At 64.5% G+C, this 19,068-nt stretch carries 16 protein-coding genes and 1 pseudogene; 6 read left to right on the forward strand and 11 right to left on the reverse strand.

Annotated elements, in window-relative coordinates; genetic code table 11:
- Nucleotides 1–186: 186 nt before the first annotated feature.
- The 6 genes and pseudogenes from EB836_RS18500 to EB836_RS12260 all read right to left on the reverse strand — a co-directional run.
- Nucleotides 187–348: pseudogene (locus EB836_RS18500) on the reverse strand (ISL3 family transposase); the annotation flags it as partial.
- 204 nt (nt 349–552) lie between these two features.
- The gene (locus tag EB836_RS12240) at nt 553–1,017 is read right to left on the reverse strand and encodes a hypothetical protein (RefSeq protein WP_135540798.1); all 465 of its coding nucleotides are present in this window, start codon (nt 1,015–1,017) and stop codon (nt 553–555) included.
- A 208-nt stretch (nt 1,018–1,225) separates the two neighbouring features.
- Nucleotides 1,226–2,851: a cytochrome bc complex cytochrome b subunit gene (locus EB836_RS12245; RefSeq protein ID WP_135540800.1), complete on the reverse strand. Its 1,626-nt coding sequence runs from the start codon at nt 2,849–2,851 to the stop codon at nt 1,226–1,228.
- The gene (locus EB836_RS12250) at nt 2,848–3,891 is read right to left on the reverse strand and encodes a Rieske 2Fe-2S domain-containing protein (protein WP_135540802.1); all 1,044 of its coding nucleotides are present in this window, start codon (nt 3,889–3,891) and stop codon (nt 2,848–2,850) included. The genes EB836_RS12245 and EB836_RS12250 overlap by 4 nt, the downstream gene beginning before the upstream one ends.
- 49 nt (nt 3,892–3,940) lie before the next feature.
- On the reverse strand, nt 3,941–4,726 hold the full coding sequence (locus EB836_RS12255; RefSeq protein WP_135540804.1) for a cytochrome c: 786 nt from the start codon (nt 4,724–4,726) through the stop codon (nt 3,941–3,943).
- Nucleotides 4,727–4,783: 57 nt separating this feature from the next.
- Nucleotides 4,784–5,353, reverse strand: coding sequence for a heme-copper oxidase subunit III (locus tag EB836_RS12260; protein WP_135541115.1), 570 nt, complete (start codon nt 5,351–5,353; stop codon nt 4,784–4,786).
- 380 nt (nt 5,354–5,733) lie between these two features.
- Between EB836_RS12260 and trpD the strand changes: the two genes are divergently transcribed.
- Complete coding sequence (gene trpD / locus EB836_RS12265; protein ID WP_240689958.1) at nt 5,734–6,759, forward strand: anthranilate phosphoribosyltransferase; 1,026 nt, start codon at nt 5,734–5,736, stop codon at nt 6,757–6,759.
- On the opposite strand, the gene EB836_RS12270 is transcribed toward trpD, so the two are convergent.
- From EB836_RS12270 to EB836_RS12280, 3 genes are all read right to left on the reverse strand, one after another.
- On the reverse strand, nt 6,727–8,484 hold the full coding sequence (locus EB836_RS12270) for a DEDD exonuclease domain-containing protein (RefSeq protein ID WP_135540808.1): 1,758 nt from the start codon (nt 8,482–8,484) through the stop codon (nt 6,727–6,729). The two genes, trpD and EB836_RS12270, sit on opposite strands and share 33 nt — an antisense overlap.
- A 74-nt stretch (nt 8,485–8,558) precedes the next feature.
- Complete coding sequence (locus EB836_RS12275; protein ID WP_135541117.1) at nt 8,559–9,011, reverse strand: hypothetical protein; 453 nt, start codon at nt 9,009–9,011, stop codon at nt 8,559–8,561.
- A gap of 28 nt (nt 9,012–9,039) precedes the next feature.
- The gene (locus EB836_RS12280; RefSeq protein WP_135540810.1) at nt 9,040–9,831 is read right to left on the reverse strand and encodes an alpha/beta fold hydrolase; all 792 of its coding nucleotides are present in this window, start codon (nt 9,829–9,831) and stop codon (nt 9,040–9,042) included.
- 105 nt (nt 9,832–9,936) lie between these two features.
- On the opposite strand from EB836_RS12280, the gene EB836_RS12285 reads away from it, so the two are divergent.
- Together EB836_RS12285 and EB836_RS12290 are read left to right on the forward strand one after the other, a co-directional pair.
- A complete protein-coding gene (locus EB836_RS12285) occupies nt 9,937–10,770 on the forward strand; it encodes a lysophospholipid acyltransferase family protein (protein WP_135540812.1) in 834 nt (277 codons plus the stop codon).
- 227 nt (nt 10,771–10,997) lie between these two features.
- Nucleotides 10,998–11,579, forward strand: a complete 582-nt coding sequence (locus tag EB836_RS12290) for a MerR family transcriptional regulator (protein WP_135540813.1) — start codon at nt 10,998–11,000, stop codon at nt 11,577–11,579.
- A 212-nt stretch (nt 11,580–11,791) separates the two neighbouring features.
- On the opposite strand, the gene EB836_RS12295 is transcribed toward EB836_RS12290, so the two are convergent.
- Nucleotides 11,792–12,634, reverse strand: coding sequence for a ParA family protein (locus EB836_RS12295; protein ID WP_135540815.1), 843 nt, complete (start codon nt 12,632–12,634; stop codon nt 11,792–11,794).
- A 176-nt stretch (nt 12,635–12,810) separates the two neighbouring features.
- On the opposite strand from EB836_RS12295, the gene EB836_RS12300 reads away from it, so the two are divergent.
- The 3 genes from EB836_RS12300 to EB836_RS12310 all read left to right on the forward strand — a co-directional run bounded on the left by EB836_RS12300 (nt 12,811) and on the right by EB836_RS12310 (nt 17,636).
- Nucleotides 12,811–16,212 (forward strand): pyruvate carboxylase, encoded by a 3,402-nt coding sequence (locus EB836_RS12300; protein WP_135540817.1) that lies wholly within the window; start codon nt 12,811–12,813, stop codon nt 16,210–16,212.
- Entirely contained in the window at nt 16,205–16,711 is a 507-nt protein-coding gene (locus EB836_RS12305; protein ID WP_135540819.1) for a peptide deformylase, read from the forward strand. Before EB836_RS12300 ends, EB836_RS12305 begins: the two co-directional genes overlap by 8 nt.
- A 70-nt stretch (nt 16,712–16,781) precedes the next feature.
- On the forward strand, nt 16,782–17,636 hold the full coding sequence (locus tag EB836_RS12310) for a 3-hydroxybutyryl-CoA dehydrogenase (protein WP_135540821.1): 855 nt from the start codon (nt 16,782–16,784) through the stop codon (nt 17,634–17,636).
- Between the two features lie 166 nt (nt 17,637–17,802).
- Here EB836_RS12310 and EB836_RS12315 read toward each other — a convergent pair whose 3' ends face one another.
- Nucleotides 17,803–19,062, reverse strand: coding sequence for an aminotransferase class I/II-fold pyridoxal phosphate-dependent enzyme (locus EB836_RS12315; RefSeq protein WP_135540823.1), 1,260 nt, complete (start codon nt 19,060–19,062; stop codon nt 17,803–17,805).
- Nucleotides 19,063–19,068: the final 6 nt, after the last annotated feature.

Raw genomic sequence — 19,068 nt, forward strand, 5'->3', positions numbered from 1 at the left:
GTAGAAGGAGCCTAGAAACAGGTGGCGCTGAAGTCGAATATTCGGGGGCGCTCACGACGCCGGTCGACACCCAAGACAGGTGGCGCTCAAAGACGAGCGCAGTGGCGCCCAAGAAGCCGAATATTCAACCATGTCCAACAACCATGCCGGGCCCGTTCGTTCACTGATGTGGGGGTGGAGGCCGATGATTACGATATCGCGACCAGTCCCATGGCCACCACACCGTCGGCACCAGTCATCAGCGGTGTTGGGGCGATATTCCAGAAGGGCATTGTGCCCGGTGATGTGTTGGCCGGCGCAGCTCAGATCGCGGTGATTGAGTCTGCAGAATCTCGTGAGATCAGCCATCGAGTAAGTGGACTTGGCCACGTCGAGGTCTTTCGGATGGACGGTGAAGGTCGTTCCATCGGCGGAAGGCTTCGAGGCTTATCCGGGCAGCGACTCGCCGTGTCTGACAATCCCTGACCCACACTTTCGACGATAACCTGCCCGTAATCTCCGAGCTCGGAGCGCCACGTGAAAGTCTGTCAATCGTCGAGGACGGGCCCTTAACTACTTTGACGCTCTTCGTGAACGCCAGAGATGGAATACGGATCCGACGATCAATGCAGCAATATAGAAGAGAGACGAATGGATCAGCTGGACGCTGACCACGAGCGTGGTCGGGGAATCGCTTCCGGCTGCCCCGAACGTGAAAGCGTAGAGCGCTGAAAACCCCACAGCGACCGCTCCGATGAGCGCGAGCCAACCGAACGCAAGCAGTTCGCTGACGCTTTGACGAGAGCGAACTGCGACCAAACCCAGAACACACAGCGCAATCGCTGCGGCCATGAGGTAGATCGCTCCGAACCAGCCCATGACTGTCGCATAGGCAGGCATCCCGACTGCCGATACAAGGACCAGCACGGCAAAACTGACCAGCAGTACAACACCTTCGGTTCGAACGTAGTCCCAGTATCTCCCACGAATCAACGGCGAAGACGATGTGCTTCCGCTCTCCACGCTGCTGGTTGACACCTCCATTGCTCCTCCTGACACCTCGCACTTCAGAGTGTATGCGAAGTCCTGCCATATGGTCAGCAGGAGCATCACGCTGCCGGCGAAGCCGACGAGATGTGTGCTTCGTACTCGATCGGTGCCGATCGACTGGCGGGCGAGTGTGAATGAGCCGAGGGGCCCAGCAATGTGAATTGCTGGGCCCCTCGGCTATCGTGAACCTGACCGGTCAGTGGCCGAGCTGGTTGTTGCTCGAACCCTCGACCGAGTCGTGGCTGTGGTGAGAAGCTTCGAGTTCCTGCTTCGTCACCGGTGCCACGCGATCTTCGAAGAAGAATCGCGACAGACGTGCACGCAGCTTCTCCATACCCGTCACCTTGCCCTCGGCATTCGGCTGGGCCGGAATGTACTCCGGCGACTCGAATGCGGTGATCTTCCACAGCTTGTGCGGGGGAAGAGCCTCGTGGCGTTCGAGGAATTCACCGTGGGGGAGACGGATGATGTGTGCGGTCTCGCGACCGTGCAATGCGATCTCGCGGTCCTTGCGCTGGAGTGCGATGCACATGCGCTTCGTGATGATATATCCGATGATCGGTCCGAAGAAGAACAGGAATCGGAAGATATAGATCATATCGTTGAGCGACATCTGGAAGAACACCGCGACGATATCGCCCGAAGCGGCCGCCCACATGTTGCAGTAGAAGATGATTCCTGCAACACCGATTGCGGTACGAGTCGGATTGTTGCGCGGGCGATCGAGGATGTGGTGTTCCCGATGGTCCTTCATCAGCCACGCTTCGAAGAACGGGTAGATGAACATCACCGCGAAGAGACCGCCCATGACGATGACAGCACTGTTGATGTTGAACGAGATCGGCCATCCGAAGATATAGAACTCGAACCAGCCCGGAACGATGCGCAGGAATCCGTCCGCCCAACCGATGTACCAGTCCGGCTGCGTACCGGCAGACACCGGCGACGGGTCGTAAGGACCGTAGTTCCAGATCGGGTTGATCGTGAACAGTGCCGAGATCAGAGAGAGGAGACCGAAGATGAGGAAGAAGAATCCTCCGCCCTTGGCCGCGAACGTCGGGAGCACCGGCTCGCCGACCACGTTCTTCTCGGTGTTGCCGGCACCCGGGTACTGGGTGTGCTTGTGCACGACGACGAACATCAGGTGGATGCCGATGAGCGCGATGAGCAGTGCCGGCACGATCATGATGTGCAGGGTGTACAGGCGCGCCACGATGTCGATTCCCGGGAACTCGCCTCCGAAGAGGAAGAACGAGATGTAGGTGCCGACGAGGGGGAGCGACTTGAGGATGCCGTCGATGATTCGCAGACCGTTGCCCGACAGCAGATCATCGGGCAGCGAGTAGCCGGTGAATCCGGCAGCCATGCCCATGATGACCAGCAGGACACCGACGACCCAGTTGAGTTCACGCGGCCGGCGGAATGCACCGGTGAAGAAGACACGGAGCATGTGCACGCTCAGAGCGGCAACGAACAGCAGCGCGCCCCAGTGGTGCATCTGACGGATGAACAGACCGCCGCGGATCTCCAGGGAGATCGCCAGGGTGGAGTTGTAGGCCTCGGAGATCTCGACGCCGCGCAGCGGCAGCCACGGGCCCTCGTAGTGCATCTCGCCCATGGCGGGCTGGAAGAAGAACGTGAGGAACGTTCCGGACAGAACGACGATGATGAAGCTGTAGAGAGCAACCTCGCCGAGCATGAACGACCAGTGCGAAGGGAAGATCTTGCGACCGAACTCGCGCACGAGGGCCGATGCCCCGACGCGGGTTTCGGCGAAGTTCGCCGCCTTCCCGATGGTGGTGGTTGGCTGTGTAGTACTCATGGGTGGTTGATCTCCCAGAACGTAGGTCCGACAGGCTCAGGGAAGTCCGACTGGGCAACCAGGTAGCCTTCGCTGTCCACGGTGATGGGCAGCTGAGGAAGCGGTCGTTTGGCCGGGCCGAAGATGACCTTGCAGTGCTCAGTCACGTCGAAGGTCGACTGGTGGCAGGGGCACAGCAGGTGGTGGGTCTGGTGCTCGTACAGAGCGACCGGGCAGCCGACGTGGGTGCAGATCTTCGAGTACGCGACGATGCCGTCGTGCGACCAGTCCTTGCGATCCGGATCCTCTTTGAGTTCCTTGGGATCGATGCGCATGAGCAGCACGGCTGCCTTGGCCTTCTCGTTGATCGGGTGATCGCTGGCTTCACGGTCGCCGATGCCCGAGGGCAGGACGTGGTAAGCCGAGCCGATCGTGATTTCGTCAGCCTTGATCGGACGTTCGGAATCCATCGAAGGGATGCCGCCCGGGTCACGGATGAGGCGGGTGCCCTTCTCCCACAGCGTGTTGAAGAGTTTGTTGCCGGGCAGCGGTCCCAGATCGCGGAAGACGAGGACCGCGGGCAGGGGAGCGATCGCCAGCGCCGCGATGAGCGTGTTGCGCAGAAGCGGACGACGGGCGATGCCCGACTCTTCCTTGGCCTGGTGGAGGATCTCGAGCGCAACGGCCTGATCCTCGTCGCTGCCGTTGATGTCGTGACGTTCGTCGATGCCCTCATGATCGCTCATGAGGTTCTTGGCCCAGAGCACGGCGCCGAAGCCGATGGAGAACATCGCAACGGCGGCGCCGAGGCCGACGAACATGTTGTGAAGGCGGATGCTCTGCATCGACTCACCGGGGGTGAACAGGAAGTAGGCGACGATGAACCAGATGGTTCCGATCATCGACAGGACGAACCATCCCGCCACCTGTCGCTCGGCGACCTTCTCAGCACGCGGATCCGCGTCGGTCAGTCGCGGCGTGTGCTCGGGCAGGCCTGGGTTCGTGAACCCGTTCAACTCCTCGAGCTGGCTGCCGCCGCCGGAGTGCTCTTTCGAGGTCATTGAATTCCCCGTCTATTCTCGTAATTGATGGTGAACGACACTGTCGGACTCACTTGGACCTGGATGACAGCCACACTGTCAAACCGATGACTGCTGCCAGTCCGAAGAACCAGATGAACAGACCCTCTGCCACTGGCCCCAGGGATCCGAGTTTGAATCCGCCGGGGGAGGGGTTGTCCGAGACTTCCTTGACGTAGGCGATGACATCGCGCTTGTCGTCGGGAGTCAGGTTCGCGTCGTTGAAGATCGGCATGTTCTGCGGTCCGGTCTGCATCGCTTCGTAGAGGTGCTTCTCCGAGACATCGGCGAGGTTCGGCGCATACTTACCGCGAGTCAGTGCACCACCGGAGCCGACCACGTTGTGGCACATGGCGCAGTTGGTGCGGAAAAGGCCACCGCCGGCTGCGGGGTCGCCCTTCGACGCATCGAGGTACTCGTCTTCGGGAACTGCCGGTCCAGGACCGAGCGAAGCAACGTAGGCAGAGAGCTGAGCGGTCTGCTCTTCATCGAACTGCGGTTCCTTGACACGCGCCTGCGGGCCGTTGGCCTGCAACGGCATACGACCGGTGCCGACCTGGAAGTCGACAGCAGCGGCGCCGACACCGATGAGGCCGGGGCCGGCCTTCGAACCTTCGGCGTTGAGTCCGTGGCAGGTAGCGCAGTTGGCCGCGAAGAGTTTCTTGCCTTCTTCGATGTCAGAGGCGCTGGCTGTGTCTGCCTTGGCGCTCGAAGTCTGCGTGAAGAGTGCATAGGCTCCGCCGGTCAGCAGCAGTCCCACGAGAAGCAGCGCGACCAGCGCCATGGGATGTCTGCGGCGATCTGCTAGAAGCTTCACTTGATCGTCCTTTGCTTGAAGTGTTGTGAGTCCTGGGGGCCGAGCATCTCTGGCCGTTTACTGAAGCAGGTAGATGACGCCGAACAGACCGATCCAGACGACATCGACGAAGTGCCAGTAGTAGGACACGCAGATTGCGAATGTGGCCTCGTGATGACCGAACTTCTTCGCTCCGTAGGCACGTCCGATGACGAGGAGGAAGCAGATAAGCCCGATGGTCACGTGAATGCCGTGGAACCCTGTCGTCAAGTAGAAGACGGAACCGTATCCGTCGGAGTTGATCGCGATTCCCTCGCTGACGAGAGTCGCGTACTCCATGACCTGACCGGAGACGAAGATCGCGCCGAGGAGGAAGGTCAGGTAGAACCACTCGACCATTCCCCATTTGGCGATGTTGAACAGGGAACCGGTCCGCCGGGGGCGGAACCGTTCGGCTGCGAACACACCGATCTGGCAGGTGAACGAAGACGACACCAGGATCAACGTGTTGCCGAGAGCGTAGGGGATGTCGAGGATCTGGGTCCTCGCTTCCCATAGCTCCGGAACAACGGACCGGATGGTGAAGTACATGGCGAAGAGCGCGGCAAAGAACATCAGGTCGCTCGCGAGGAACACGATGAAGCCCACCGTGGTCACATTCGGACGATTGACAACCGGATGCGTTGGCGCTGTTTGAGATGCAGTGGCAGTTGACACAACCCCATTATTACCCGTCTCGGGGTGAGTTTTCATCTTTTACCCAGGTTTCGAGAAAGAAATTTCTACACGATGTAGCGAAAAGCCCGATTTGGTGCCGAAGTCTCGATCCGGAAGCTGCTTCTGTCAGCGTGTCGAACTCAGGATAGGATGCCGCAGGTAAGGTCCGTTCCGTGTTCCGGGACGGCGGCAAAGCCTAGTGAGAGTTCAAACGGATGACCGATTCCAAGCCCCTGACCGCCCCGGCAGCGCACGTGTCCGAGGCCCGCAGCGAGGTCGAGGCAGTCCCGCAGAACTGGCCCGATCTGCTCATGGCGCTCATGCACCAACAGGACCTCGAGGGGGATCAGGCCGCTTGGGCGATGGACCAGATCATGTCCGGCAAGACTCCCGATGTGACAATGGCCGCATTCCTTGCCGCACATCACACTAAAGGTGAAACGGTCGAAGAGATCGCCGGTCTGGTCGCCGCGATGATGGACCATGCGGTGCCCCTGCCCGGTCTCGAGGACTCCGTCGACATCGTCGGCACCGGAGGCGACCGCGCGAAGACCGCGAACATCTCCTCGACGGCGGCCATGATCATCTCGGCCGCCGGCCAGCGCGTGGTCAAGCACGGCAACCGCGCGACATCCTCGGCGTCGGGCTCTGCCGATGTCCTCGAAGCACTCGGCGTCCGATTCGACATCACTCCGGAACAGACCGGGCAGATCGCACACGAGGTCGGTCTGGCCTTCTGCTTCGCCAACGTCTTCCATCCCTCGATGCAGTTCATCGCGGCTGTGCGCCGTCAGATCAGCGTTCCCACGGCGTTCAACATCCTCGGCCCGCTGACCAACCCGGCACGTGCTCGTCACACCGCGATCGGAGTTGCTGACGCCCAGATGGCACCGCTCGTCGTCGGGACGCTGGCCAAACGCGGTCACCAGGCCGTGGTGTTCCGTTCCCGCGACGGGCTCGACGAGCTGAGCAACACCGACGTCAACGATGTCTGGGAAGTCCGCCACGGAGAGATCGAACACACGACCTTCGATGCGCTCGACCTGGGCATCGCACGCGCGACGAAAGACGATCTGCGCGGTGGCGGGCCGGAGGAGAACGCGGGCATCACTCGTGCCGTGCTCGCCGGCGAACGGTCCGCGGTCCGTGACATCGTCGCCATCAACGCCGCCGCCGCGCTGGTCGCGGCCGACGAATCGGCGGTCGGCAGTTTCACCGAACGTCTCGCCGCCAAACTCGACACTGCCATCGCCACGATCGACAACGGCGGCGGGGCCGCGAAGCTCGATCAGCTCATCGAGGTCTCACACCGACTGGCCGAGGCGAACCGCTCCTGAGGATCGTGCGTGGCTGGTCGCTCCGCTTCGGGGCAGCGACCAGCCCGCCCCGCCCCGAACGGACGCGGAGAGCAGCTCTGCGGTCTCCAGCCAGCCTGCAAGCAGGCGTGTCTCCTCCGGCAGAGAATCGGTGTCACGGGGCAGCGGTCCCGGCTCGGGCACCCATTCGGCGGTGGACTGCAGAGCTGCTATGGACTCCGACAATCCCTGCCTGCTCGTGACATGACCGGCGTTGGCGAGTCTGCCGTGGCGGATGACGGCGAGGTCCCATCCCGAGTCGAATCCGGGAGCCGCAGCCACAAGCTCCGGGACTGCGCGCAGAGCCGCCACCTCTTCTGCTCGGGACGCGGTTGCCACAGCTGATCGCATGGCATCACGGACCTCTGCTGCCGTCTCGTACCGGGACTCATCGGCCAATCGCCGCATCCGTGCGGCGGCCAAGCGCTGCAGAGACCCCAGATCTCCGTCGAGGAGGTCGCGGAGTTCAGAGATGCTGTCTCGATAGGCCGCAGCATCGGTGATGCCCGCGCACGGTCCTCCGCATTGGCCGACCTGAGCACTCACACAGGGCCGATGCTCACCGAGGTTGCGCTGCGTGACTTTCGCCGTGCACCGCTTGACGGGGTAGAGGGTGTCGAGGAGCTCTTTGACTGCTTGGGCGCTCTTCCGCGACCGGAACGGCCCCAGCGGCGGGGCGGGTGACCGTTCGATCGCCGAATTCGCGCGCACCACCGACAAGCGCCCGAAGAGCTCGTCGCTGAGTACGATCCACGAGTTCCGTTCGGGGTTCTTCGAGCGCCTGTTGTAGGGCGGGGCCAGCTCACCGATGAGCCTGATCTCTCGGACCTCGGCCTCAAGGGCGTGTGCACAGGGCAGGCAGCTGATCTCCTGCGCTGCCGTGATCATCTCGGCCATCCGACCGCGGTTCTCCGAAGCAGTGAAGTATGCGCGCACGCGGCGAGCCATATTGCCGGACTTGCCGATGTAGAGCACGCGGCGGGTCCCATCGAGGAACATATACACTCCCGGCTCGGCCGGCACGCCCTTGGCCAGATGGGATTTCGCCTGCCGCTTGGCCCACCCCGCCTGCCGGACGGTCGAGAGCTCCTCGAGGGTGGTCACTCCGTAACCGCCGAAACGTTCGAACAGGTGATGGAGCAGCTCACCGGTCGCGCGGGCATCGGAGAGCGCACGGTGGTCGGGGGCCACCTCGGTGCCGAAATGCGCGGCCAGGGTCGCAAGCTTGTGGTTGCGCACCTCATCGCGTCCGACGACGCGGCGGGCCAAGGTGACGGTGTCGAGCACCGTGGGTGCCGGCCAGTGGTAGTCGAGCCTCTCGCAGGCCGAGCGGAGGAATCCGATGTCGAAGGGCGCATTGTGGGCGACGAGCACAGCGCCGAGGGAGAACTCGAGGAAGCTGGGCAGCACCGAGCGGATCGAGGGAGCATCGTCGACCATGGCGTGGGTGATTCCGGTGAGCCGGGCGACGAACGGGCTGATCACGGACTGTTCGGGTTTGACCAGTGACTGGAATTCCCCGATGACCTCACCTCCGCGGGTCTTGACCGCACCGATCTCGGTGATCTCCGACTGGCCGGCGCGCGTTCCCGTGGTCTCGAGGTCGACGATGACGAAGGTGACAGCGGACAGGTCAGTGCCGAGGCTGTCGAAGGACAGCTGAGTGTTCTCCAGGGCGGTCGGAGCCCGATCGAATGGGACGGTCATGGTGCCCAGTGTGTCAGGCACAGGTGACACGGGAGGGTCGGACTGTCCCGTCGGGCGAATGCGGACATCGCCGCTCAGACGGAGGAGCCGTCGCCGTCATCGACGGAACGGTGGGAGGGCAGATGGAAGAACAGGCCCACGGCTCCGCCGACTCCGACGGCGAGGCCGATGAGCAGGTACCAGCCGGGCAGCGGGCGGAAGAAGACGACTCCGATGAGCAGGAGCACCACCGCGCTGAGGGCCGCAGCCCAAGAGAGCACGAGCGTGGGCGAGGCAGTGCGCCAACCGATCGGCTCGGCAGGTTCGGGATGCCAGTGCTCGGTGTCGGCGAGCGCCTCACGGACGTCCTCGACGGGCATATCGCCCATCGTCGCCGCCGGTTCGGAGATCTGCTGGATGAGGTCGTCCCACTCTTCATCGCTGATGCGCGAACGGTCATTGCCGATCCGCTCCGGATCGGGAACGTCCTGCCGCCAATCGTCCCGGCCCTCTTCGCCGGAATTCGAAGCGCTGCCCTCGTCGTCCATATCTGTCACAGCAATTCTGCGGTCACGGCTATTCCCCGGCAGTGTCTGACGGGGCCGACTCGGCGGCACCGCTGCGCGCCTTGGCCAGGACCGCCTCGGCGATGGTTCGGGCATCGAAGTCGAGAGTCGCCACGTGACGCGACTGCCGCAGCGCCACGATCCGGGCCGGGTTCGGCAGATCGGACCGCAGGACACGCAGGGTGCGAGGCCCGACGACGTTGTCCTCACCGGAGATCATCGCGGTCACCGGGGACTCGATCTTCCACAGATCCTCGCGGAGAATCTTCAGCGCTCGGTGGAACGAGGCCAAGGGGGCCAGCGGGGTCCGATGGTAGGCGTATTCATCGCGTTCGGGGTGGGCGATGTCCCCGCCGATCGCTGGAATCGTGCGGACCACGTGGCGGAGCACGGGCAGGAGAGGTGCGAAAGGGGAGTCGACGTAGAGTGCCGGATTGACGGCGACGATCTCATCGGGGGCCGCCCCAGCCGTGCCCAGGGCCAATGCCAGAGATCCGCCCATTGACAGACCGGCGACGACCACGCGTTCGTGGTCGGCCTGCAGCCGACTCAGCTCCAGGCGTGCCGCGCCGAGCCAGTCGGACCAGCCGGTGCGAGCCATGTCCTGCCATGTCGTGCCGTGCCCGGGCAGGCAGGGCACAGCGACATCGATGCCCTCGGCCGCGAGCGCGCGGGCGATCGGCACCCAGACCACGGGAGAACCGGTGAGTCCGTGCAGAAAGAGGACCGCGGTCGATGATCCGGCACTGAGACTGCGGTAGGCAGATCTCGGCTCGGACCGCACAGTGAAATCGATCTCCATGCAACCAGCATGGCACGGATGAGATGATCCCGGCATGGCTTTTCACAGTTGGTGACGATATATGATTGCCGAGGACGACAAAGGGTCGTACATGGAAGGGTGCGCGTGTTCTACTGGTTTCTCAAGCGAGTCCTCGCTGGACCCATCCTGCGGATCCTGTTCCGTCCATGGGTGCGCGGCCTGGACAATCTTCCGGCGGACGGCCCAGCGATCATCGCGGGAAACCACAACCACTTCATGGATTCGATCTTCGTCCCGCTGCTCGCACCGCGGCCCGTCGTCTACCTGGCGAAGAAGGACTACTTCACCGGGCGCGGCATCAAAGGGGCTGTGACCCGATGGTTCTTCAAACTCAACAATCAGCTGCCCATGGACCGCGGCGGCGGCTCAGGGTCCCAGGCCTCACTCGAATCGGGGCTGAAGGTCCTGGGAGAAGGCAACTCCCTGGGCATCTACCCGGAGGGAACGCGCTCACCTGACGGCAAGCTCTACCGGGGCCGGACCGGAATCGCCCGGCTGGTCCTCGAATCGGGAGCACCGGTGATCCCGGTGGCGATCATCGGCACGGACAAACTCCAACCTGCCGGTCGCCTCGTGCCGAAGCTGCGCCGAGTGGGAGTCGTCTTCGGAACTCCCATGGACTTCTCGAAGTACTCGAGCCTGCCCACCGACCGTTTCCTCCTGCGTTCGGTGACCGACGAGATCATGTACGAGATCATGCGGCTGTCGGGCCAGGAATACGTCGACACCTACGCCTCGACCGTCAAGACCAAGCTGCTGACGAGTGCGAAGCCGAAGAAGGCTGAGTCGGCGAAGGACACGGCGAAGAAGTCCGGCTCCGGCAGAAAGGCCGATTCGCCGAAGAAGGCCAAGGACTCCGACCGGACGTCATCCGATCCGGACAGCCAGCCGGAGGGCCGCTCTGACGCGGCCGAATGAGCTGTCGGTTCCGGCCCCATGGCGGCTGGATGACATGTTCGAATACTGCGATAACGGCGACACGCAGAAATTGTTACCTTGGGGTGTTTGTCCAGACCGGCCCGGCAGAATAGCTTGGAGTTGTTGAATCCCACTGTAGGTTCGCTGGGAAGAGGGCTAGAATGACTATGTTCTCGGTCCTTCCAAGCGACCTTCGCTTCCCCCAGGGACTTTAAGGAGGAGTCGGTGTGAACCGCTCAAGTCACGAAAGCGTCGACATGACGCCGATGCCGTCAGCGGCCCAAGGGCTGCTGTTCGATGATGATCTGCCCGTTCTCGACGAAGAGGCCGGCTACCGCGGTCCCACCGTCTGCAAGGTCGTCGGCATCAGCTACCGTCGTCTCGACTACTGGGCGCGCACCGACCTGGTGACCCCGTCGATCCGCAATGCCACCGGGTCCGGCAGCCAGCGGCTCTACAGCTTCCGCGACATCCTCGTCCTCAAGATCGTCAAACGGCTCCTCGACACCGGCGTCGGGCTGCAGTCGATCCGCACCGCGGTCGAGCACCTGCGTTCCCGCGGCGTCGAAGATCTCTCTCAGATCACGCTGATGTCCGACGGCGCCAGCGTCTTCGAATGCACCTCACCCGACGAAGTCGTCGACCTCCTCCAGGGAGGACAGGGCGTGTTCGGAATCGCCGTCGGTCGGGTCTGGAACGAAGTCGAAGGCACGTTGTCAGAGCTGCCGAGCGAGCGCATCCCCGAAGACGATGCGGCCATCGAAGCGATGGACGAGCTCGCGGCCCGTCGCGCCCGTAAGAGCGGCTGACCTCCGCAGCGCTCCACTGCACCTGATTCGCCGAGGCGGTCCATCCGGAAAGGATGGGCCGCCTTAGTCGTTCACCGCCGGCCCGGTGTGTGGCCGCGGCATGTCACCTGAAGTGCTGCGCAGATACAGAAGTGAGTGCTTGGCAGATACAGAAGTGCCGCCCGAACGGAAGCTCGGGCGGCACTTCTGAGATCTCTGATCTGGGGGAGTGGCTACTTCTTCTCCGACGCCGTCCTGGTCGGCTTCGCATCGCCTCCGCGGCGTCCCCGGATGTTCTCCGAACGCAGTGCTCGTTCGAGAAGGGCATCGAAGGAGCCGGCGACCTCTTCTGCGGGCTTGCCGGGCCAGGAGTGGATCGGACGCGCCGAACCCTGGGCCTGCTGCATGACGGCACGTTCGGCCAGCGGCGGGTTGAGAACGAGGGGACCGAACATCTCACGCATCTCTTGGATGCGGTAGTCGTGTTCGGTCGAACCGGCCCGAACGCGGTTGACGACGAGGCCGAGAGGCTGCAGATCGCTGGCGCCGCGCTGGCGCAGCTCGTCCGTGGCGCGCAGGGCTCGATCGGCGGCCGCCACGGAGAACAGGCTCGGCTCGGTGACGACGGCAACCCGGTTGCTCGCCGTCCAGGCCGTCCGGGTCAGCCCGTTGAGGCTCGGCGGGCAGTCGATGAGGACGAGCCGGTAGCCTTTGGCAATCCGTGCCAGGGCATCCTCGAGGCGACGCAGGTAGCGTTCGGACAAGGACGGGCGATCGAACTCCGCGGCCCGAGGCGAACCGGAGATCACATCGAGATGACCGAGCCTGTCACCGACCCACCCCGAGGGGATGATGGCCTCGGACAGGATCTTCTGGGACTTCGGGGCAGCGAGGACGTCGGCGATGTCGACGCGCGTCGAGGTCGGCACATCGAGCCCCGTCGACGAGTCCGCTTGCGGATCCATGTCGACGACCAAGGTCGGAATTCCCCTGTTGTAGGCCGCCGAAGCTAGACCGAGCGTCACGGACGTCTTACCGACTCCGCCTTTGAGGCTGCTGATACTGAGGACAAGCACTCTCCTACGGTAACGTATCGGGGCCTGCGGGGCTGAGCCGACCACGCCGAGACTCACGTCTCAGTCCGAAGTCGACCCCCGCCCGCGAAGGTGTCTCAGGTCACTGAGTAGAGTATGTTCCCGACAGCTTGTCGACCAGTCGCCCAGTGCGGCCGTTACAGAAGTGAGAGACACCTATGTTCTCTAAAGTTCTCGTGGCCAACCGCGGAGAGATCGCCGTTCGTGCGTTCCGTGCCGCTTATGAGCTCGGAGCCTCCACCGTCGCGGTCTTCCCGTATGAGGACCGCAATTCCGAGCACCGAATGAAGGCCGACGAAGCCTACATGATCGGTGAGGAGGGCCATCCCGTCCGCGCCTACCTCAGCATCGAAGAGATGCTGCGGGTGGCCAAGGAGAGCGGTGCCGACGCGATCTACCCCGGTTACGGCTTCCTCTCGGAGAACCCCGACCTGGCGCGCGCCTGCGCCGAGGCGGGAATCACCTTCATCGGCCCGCAGGCCGATGTCCTCGAACTCGCCGGAAACAAGGTCCAGGCCCTGGCCGCAGCCCGCAACGCCGGCATTCCCGTGCTCGACTCGACACGTCCCTCGGCCGATATCGCGCAGCTGCTCGCCGATGCCGAATCGATGGAGTATCCCCTGTTCGTCAAGGCCGTCGCCGGCGGCGGCGGTCGCGGCATGCGCCGTGTCGCCGACCCGACCGACCTCGAAGATGCTCTCAAGGCCGCCATGCGTGAGGCCGAAGGCGCCTTCGGCGACCCGACGGTGTTCATCGAGCAGGCCGTGCAGCGTCCGCGCCACATCGAGGTCCAGGTGCTGGCCGACAACGACTCGAACGCCATCCACCTGTTCGAACGTGACTGCTCGGTCCAGCGTCGTCACCAGAAGGTCGTCGAAATCGCACCGGCACCGAACCTCGATCCCGCGATCGCGGCCGAGCTGCACGCCGATGCCCTGAAGTTCGCGAAGGCACTGGGCTACCAGAACGCGGGAACCGTCGAGTTCCTGCTCGAAACCGACGGCCCGCGCGCCGGCAAACACGTGTTCATCGAAATGAACCCGCGCATCCAGGTCGAGCACACGGTGACCGAAGAGATCACCGACATCGACCTCGTCGCCTCGCAGATGCGCGTCGCCGCCGGTGCCACCCTCGACGAGATCGGCCTGCACCAGGAGGACATGCGCATCAAGGGCGCCGCCCTGCAGTGCCGGATCACCACCGAGGATCCCGCGAACTCCTTCCGGCCCGACACCGGCACGATCACCGCCTACCGGTCCGCCGGCGGTGCGGGTGTCCGCCTCGACGGTGGCACCGTCCACGCCGGGGCCGCCGTCAGCCCCCACTTCGACTCGATGCTCGTCAAACTCTCCTGCCGCGGGCGTGACTTCCCGCAGGCCGTCGGCCGCGCCAAGCGGGCCCTCGCCGAGTTCCGCATCCGCGGTGTGTCATCGAACATCGGGTTCCTCCAGGCCGTCCTCGACGATCCCTCGTTCGTCGCCGGCGACCTGTCCACCTCGTTCATCGAAGAGCGCCCGCAGCTGCTCGACGCTCGTGTCAGCGCCGACCGCGGTTCGAAGCTGCTCGACTACCTCGCCGACGTCACGGTCAATCGCCCGAACGGCGAGCCCGGGCTGCGCATCCGCCCCGGCGACAAGCTTCCCGACATCGACCTGTCGGCGACTCCCGCACCCGGCAGCCGCGACCGCCTCGCCGAGCTCGGCCCCGAGGGATTCGCCCGCGCCCTGCGTGAGCAGACCGCACTGGCAGTGACCGACACGACGTTCCGCGACGCCCACCAGTCCCTGCTCGCCACCCGTGTGCGCACCCGCGACCTGCTGGCCGTGGCCGGACACGTGTCGCGGATGACCCCTGAGCTGCTGAGCATCGAGGCCTGGGGCGGAGCCACTTATGATGTGGCCCTGCGCTTCCTCGGCGAAGACCCCTGGGAGCGTCTCGAATCTCTGCGTGCGGCGGTGCCCAACATCAACCTCCAGATGCTGCTGCGCGGGCGCAACACCGTCGGCTACACCCCGTACCCGACCGAGGTCACCGACGCCTTCGTCGACGAAGCCGCCCGCACCGGCATCGACATCTTCCGCATCTTCGACGCACTCAACGACGTCGAACAGATGCGTCCGGCGATCGAAGCGGTGCGTGCGACGAATTCCTCGCTCGCCGAGGTGGCCCTGTGCTACACCTCGGACATCCTCGATCCGCGTGAGGAGCTCTACACCCTCGACTACTACCTGCGTCTGGCGGGCCAGATCGTCGAGGCCGGTGCCCACGTGCTCGCGATCAAGGATATGGCCGGACTGCTGCGTCCGGCGGCGGCGGTGAAGCTCGTGACCGCACTGCGCGAGAACTTCGACCTGCCCGTCCACGTCCATACACACGACACCGCGGGCGGACAGCTGGCCACTCTGTACGCGGCAGCCGCTGCCGGCGCCGATGCCGTCGACGCCGCCTCGGCGGCCATGGCCGGCACGACCAGCCAGCCGAGCCTCTCGGCCCTCGTCGCCGGTTTCGAGCACACCGAACGCGACACGGGTATCAGCCTCGACGCCGTCAGCGACCTCGAACCCTACTGGGAGTCCGTGCGCAAACTCTACGCACCCTTCGAGTCCGGTCTCGCCGGACCCACCGGTCGCGTCTACCGCCACGAGATCCCCGGCGGACAGCTGTCGAACCTGCGTCAGCAGGCCGTCGCCCTCGGTCTGGGGGAGCGGTTCGAAGACATCGAGCACATGTACGCTGCCGCCGATTCGATCCTCGGCCACCTCGTCAAGGTCACCCCCTCGTCGAAGGTCGTCGGCGACCTCGCGCTCCACCTCGTCGGAGCCGGTGTCTCACCGGAGGAGTTCGCGGAGAACCCGGATAAATTCGACATCCCGGACTCGGTCATCGGCTTCCTGAGCGGCGACCTCGGTGACCCTCCGGGCGGATGGCCCGAGCCGTTCCGGACCAAGGCCCTGGCCGGACGCTCGCCCAAACCGCTGACCGAACACCTCGAACCCGAGGACGCGGCCGCACTGGAGACCCCGGGCCGGGAGCGCAAGGACAAGCTCAACGAGCTTCTGTTCCCCGGACCGACGAAGGAATTCGAGTCGATGCGCTCGAACTACGGAGACCTCTCCGTGGTCGAGACCTCCGAATACCTCTACGGCCTCACCGCCGGAGAGGAACACGCGGTCGAACTGTCCAAGGGCAAGAACCTGCTCATCGGAGTCCAAGCCGTCGGCGGCACCGACGAACGCGGCATGCGTTCGGTGATGTTCACCCTCAACGGACAGCTGCGCCCGCTGCAGGTGCGCGACCGCTCCGTCGAGAGCGAAGTCAAGACCGCAGAGAAGGCCGATCCGAACAACCGCGGCCATGTCGGCAGTCCCTTCGCCGGCGTCGTGACCATGCAGGTCCATGAGGGGGACAGGGTCGCGGCCGGCGACACCGTCGCCACGATCGAAGCGATGAAGATGGAAGCGACGATCACCACGCAGACGGCCGGCACCGTGTCCCGGGTGGCCATCTCCGATGTCCAGCAGCTCGAAGGCGGCGACCTCGTCGTGGTGATCGATGCCTGAGCGCGATATCCGGCTGTGGGGCGATCCCGTCCTCCGCAGCCGCTGCGAAGCGGTGACGGTCTTCGACGACAGCGTCGAAGCTCTCGCGGTCGACCTCGTCGACACGGCACGGCCGGAGGGCCGTGCCGCCGTCGCGGCCCCACAGATCGGTGTGGGGCTGCGCGCCTTCGGCTACGACCTCGACGGACGCACCGGTTATGTCATCAACCCGGAGATCGTCGAAGTCGGGGGAGAGCTGCGCGACATCGAAGAGGGCTGCCTGTCGGTCCCCGGACTGTTCTTCCCCACCCCACGCTACGAATTCGCCAGAGTGCGCGGGGTGGATGCGCAGAACCGTCCGGTCGAGATCGAGGGCCGCGAGGTGTTCGCCCAGATGCTCCAGCACGAAGTCGGCCACCTCGACGGCCAGGTCTACATCCAGACCCTGCCCACCGAGCGCCGCCGCGAGGCGATGAAGGCGATCCGGTCGGCCGATTGGTTCCTCAGCCGCAACGCCTGATCGACGCATCGTCCCGACCGCACCTCGAACGGTCCCCGATCATCAACTATGAACAAAGAAGGAGACGCCAGTGAATATTCAGCGCACAGCAGTCATCGGCAGCGGGCTCATGGGAGCAGGTATCGCCGAGGTGCTCGCGAAGTCCGGGCTCGACGTGATCGTCCGTGAGATCAACGAAGAGGCGTCCGCCGCAGGACGCGCCCGGATCGAGAAGTCGCTCGGCCGTGCCGTGGAGAAGGGCAAGCTCGACGAGAAGGCCCGAGACGAAGCCCTGGGCCGTCTGCGGTTCACCACTGACATCGCCGAACTCGCCGATCGTCAGCTCGTCATCGAAGCCGCCAGCGAGAACGAGGAGATCAAGAAGTCGATCTTCGCCGAACTCGATGGAGTCGTCACCGACCCCGAGGCGATTCTCGCCTCGAACACATCCTCGATGCCGATCGTCCGCTTCGCCCAGTCGACCGCGCGTCCCGAACGCGTGCTCGGTGTGCACTTCTTCAACCCGGCTCCCGTGCAGCCGCTGGTTGAGATCGTGTCCTCCGTGCTCACCGCCGATGATGTCCGTGACACCGTGACCTCGTTCGTCGCCGATGTGCTCGGGAAGAACCCGATCCAGGCCGAGGACCGTCCCGGCTTCATCGTCAACGCGCTGCTCATCCCGTACCTCTTGGGCGCCATCCGGATGCTCGAGTCCGGGTTCGCGACGAAGGAGGACATCGACGCGGGGATGGTCGGCGGCTGCGCCCACCCGATGGGTCCGATCAAGCTCACCGACCTCGTCGGGCTCGATACGTGCCTGTACGCGGCGCAGAGCATCTTCGAAGAGACCGGTGACCCGGCGGCGAAGCCGCCCGTGCTGCTCTCACGCATGGTCGACGCCGGTCTGCTCGGTGTGAAGTCCGGACGCGGCTTCTACGAATACTGAGCCTGCGCGGCCGTGGAGGCGCCTGCACCGAGCTTCTCGGTTCGGGCCTCGCGCACAGAGACTCGCACACAGAGAAGGAGGGCCGCTGCGAACCGATGGGTTCGCAGCGGCCCTCCTCTCTGCTCGTCCGAGCCCGTGGTGTGCGTCGGACTCCGATCGAATGGGCTCAGCCGACCTTGAGCTTCTCGAAACTCGCCAGGCGCACGCAGGCGACGAGACCCTGGGCGGCGAGCTCCACCTCCTCGAGGGTCGGCATCGTCGGGGCGATGCGGATGATGCTGTTGCTCGGATCCAGCCCATAGGGGTGGGTGGCCCCGGCCGGAGTCAGCTTCACTCCGGCCTCGGCGGCGAGCTTGACGACCCGGTCGGCGATGCCGTCCATCGTCGTCAGCGTGATGAAGTACCCGCCCTCGGGGGAGGTCCACCGAGCGAGGTCATCGGGTCCGAGCCCGTCTCCGAGGGCCTTGAGCACGGCGTCGAACTTCGGTGCGATGATCTCAGCGTGTCTGCGCATATGCGCCTCGACACCGGCGGAGTCGGTGAAGAAGCGGACGTGGCGCAGCTGGTTGATCTTGTCCGGGCCGATCGCGACCTTGCCGAGGTTCGCGGTCATCCAGCCGACGGTGGCGGGTCCTCCGCCGAAGAACGAGACACCGGCACCGGCATGGGTGACCTTCGAGGTGGAGGCGAAGATCCACGCACGTTCGGGGTGTCCGGTCTCGGCGCACAGGCTGAGGATGTCGACGTTGTCCGGATGGTCCTCCCGCAGATGGTGCAGCGCATAGGCGTTGTCCCACAGCAGCGCGAAATCCGGGGCAGCGGCCGGCATCTGCGCCAGCTCGCGGGCGCGTTTGTCCGTGATGGTGATTCCGGTGGGGTTCGAATACATCGGCACCACCCACATCCCCTTGACTGCGGGGTCCTCGGCCAGACGCTGTGCCTCGGCGAGGTCAGGACCCTCATCGTCCATGGGAATCGACAGCAGCTCGAATCCGAGTGATTCGGCCAGCGTGAAGTGCCGGTCATAGCCGGGCACGGGACACAGCAGCTTATGCGGTCCCTGACCCCATGGACGATCGTCGACGGCGGTTCCGTGCAGGAGCGCGAACGTCAGGGCCTGGGTCATGAACGTCAGCGAGGCATTGCCGCCGGCCAGCAGCTGAGCGGCCGGGACTTTGAGCAGCGGTGCGAAGATCTCGCGCAGTTCGATGAGCCCCTCCGCGCCGCCGTAGTTGCGGGTGTCGACCCCGCTGGGCGTGAACACATCGTCACCGGAGACCATGGTGAGCAGATCGGCTGCGAGATCGAGCTGTGCGGGAGCGGGCTTGCCGCGGGTGATGTCGAGCTTGAGTCCACGGGAAGCGAATTCCTCGTACGCGGCGGACGCCTCATCGAGGCGTGATTGCAGATCGGACGGTGAGGACATGAGGGC

The sequence above is a fragment of the Brevibacterium sp. S111 genome, from assembly GCF_004745075.1.
GTDB lineage: Bacteria > Actinomycetota > Actinomycetes > Actinomycetales > Brevibacteriaceae > Brevibacterium.

Excerpts from the sequence above, each read along its gene's own strand:
- EB836_RS12245 (WP_135540800.1), bottom strand. The coding sequence starts at position 2,851 with ATGAGTACTACACAGCCAACCACCACCATCGGGAAGGCGGCGAACTTC.
- EB836_RS12250 (WP_135540802.1), bottom strand. The coding sequence starts at position 3,891 with ATGACCTCGAAAGAGCACTCCGGCGGCGGCAGCCAGCTCGAGGAGTTG.
- trpD (WP_240689958.1), top strand. The coding sequence starts at position 5,734 with ATGGCGCTCATGCACCAACAGGACCTCGAGGGGGATCAGGCCGCTTGG.
- EB836_RS12270 (WP_135540808.1), bottom strand. The coding sequence starts at position 8,484 with ATGACCGTCCCATTCGATCGGGCTCCGACCGCCCTGGAGAACACTCAG.
- EB836_RS12275 (WP_135541117.1), bottom strand. The coding sequence starts at position 9,011 with ATGGACGACGAGGGCAGCGCTTCGAATTCCGGCGAAGAGGGCCGGGAC.
- EB836_RS12280 (WP_135540810.1), bottom strand. The coding sequence starts at position 9,831 with ATGGAGATCGATTTCACTGTGCGGTCCGAGCCGAGATCTGCCTACCGC.
- EB836_RS12300 (WP_135540817.1), top strand. The coding sequence starts at position 12,811 with ATGTTCTCTAAAGTTCTCGTGGCCAACCGCGGAGAGATCGCCGTTCGT.
- EB836_RS12305 (WP_135540819.1), top strand. The coding sequence starts at position 16,205 with ATGCCTGAGCGCGATATCCGGCTGTGGGGCGATCCCGTCCTCCGCAGC.
- EB836_RS12315 (WP_135540823.1), bottom strand. The coding sequence starts at position 19,062 with ATGTCCTCACCGTCCGATCTGCAATCACGCCTCGATGAGGCGTCCGCC.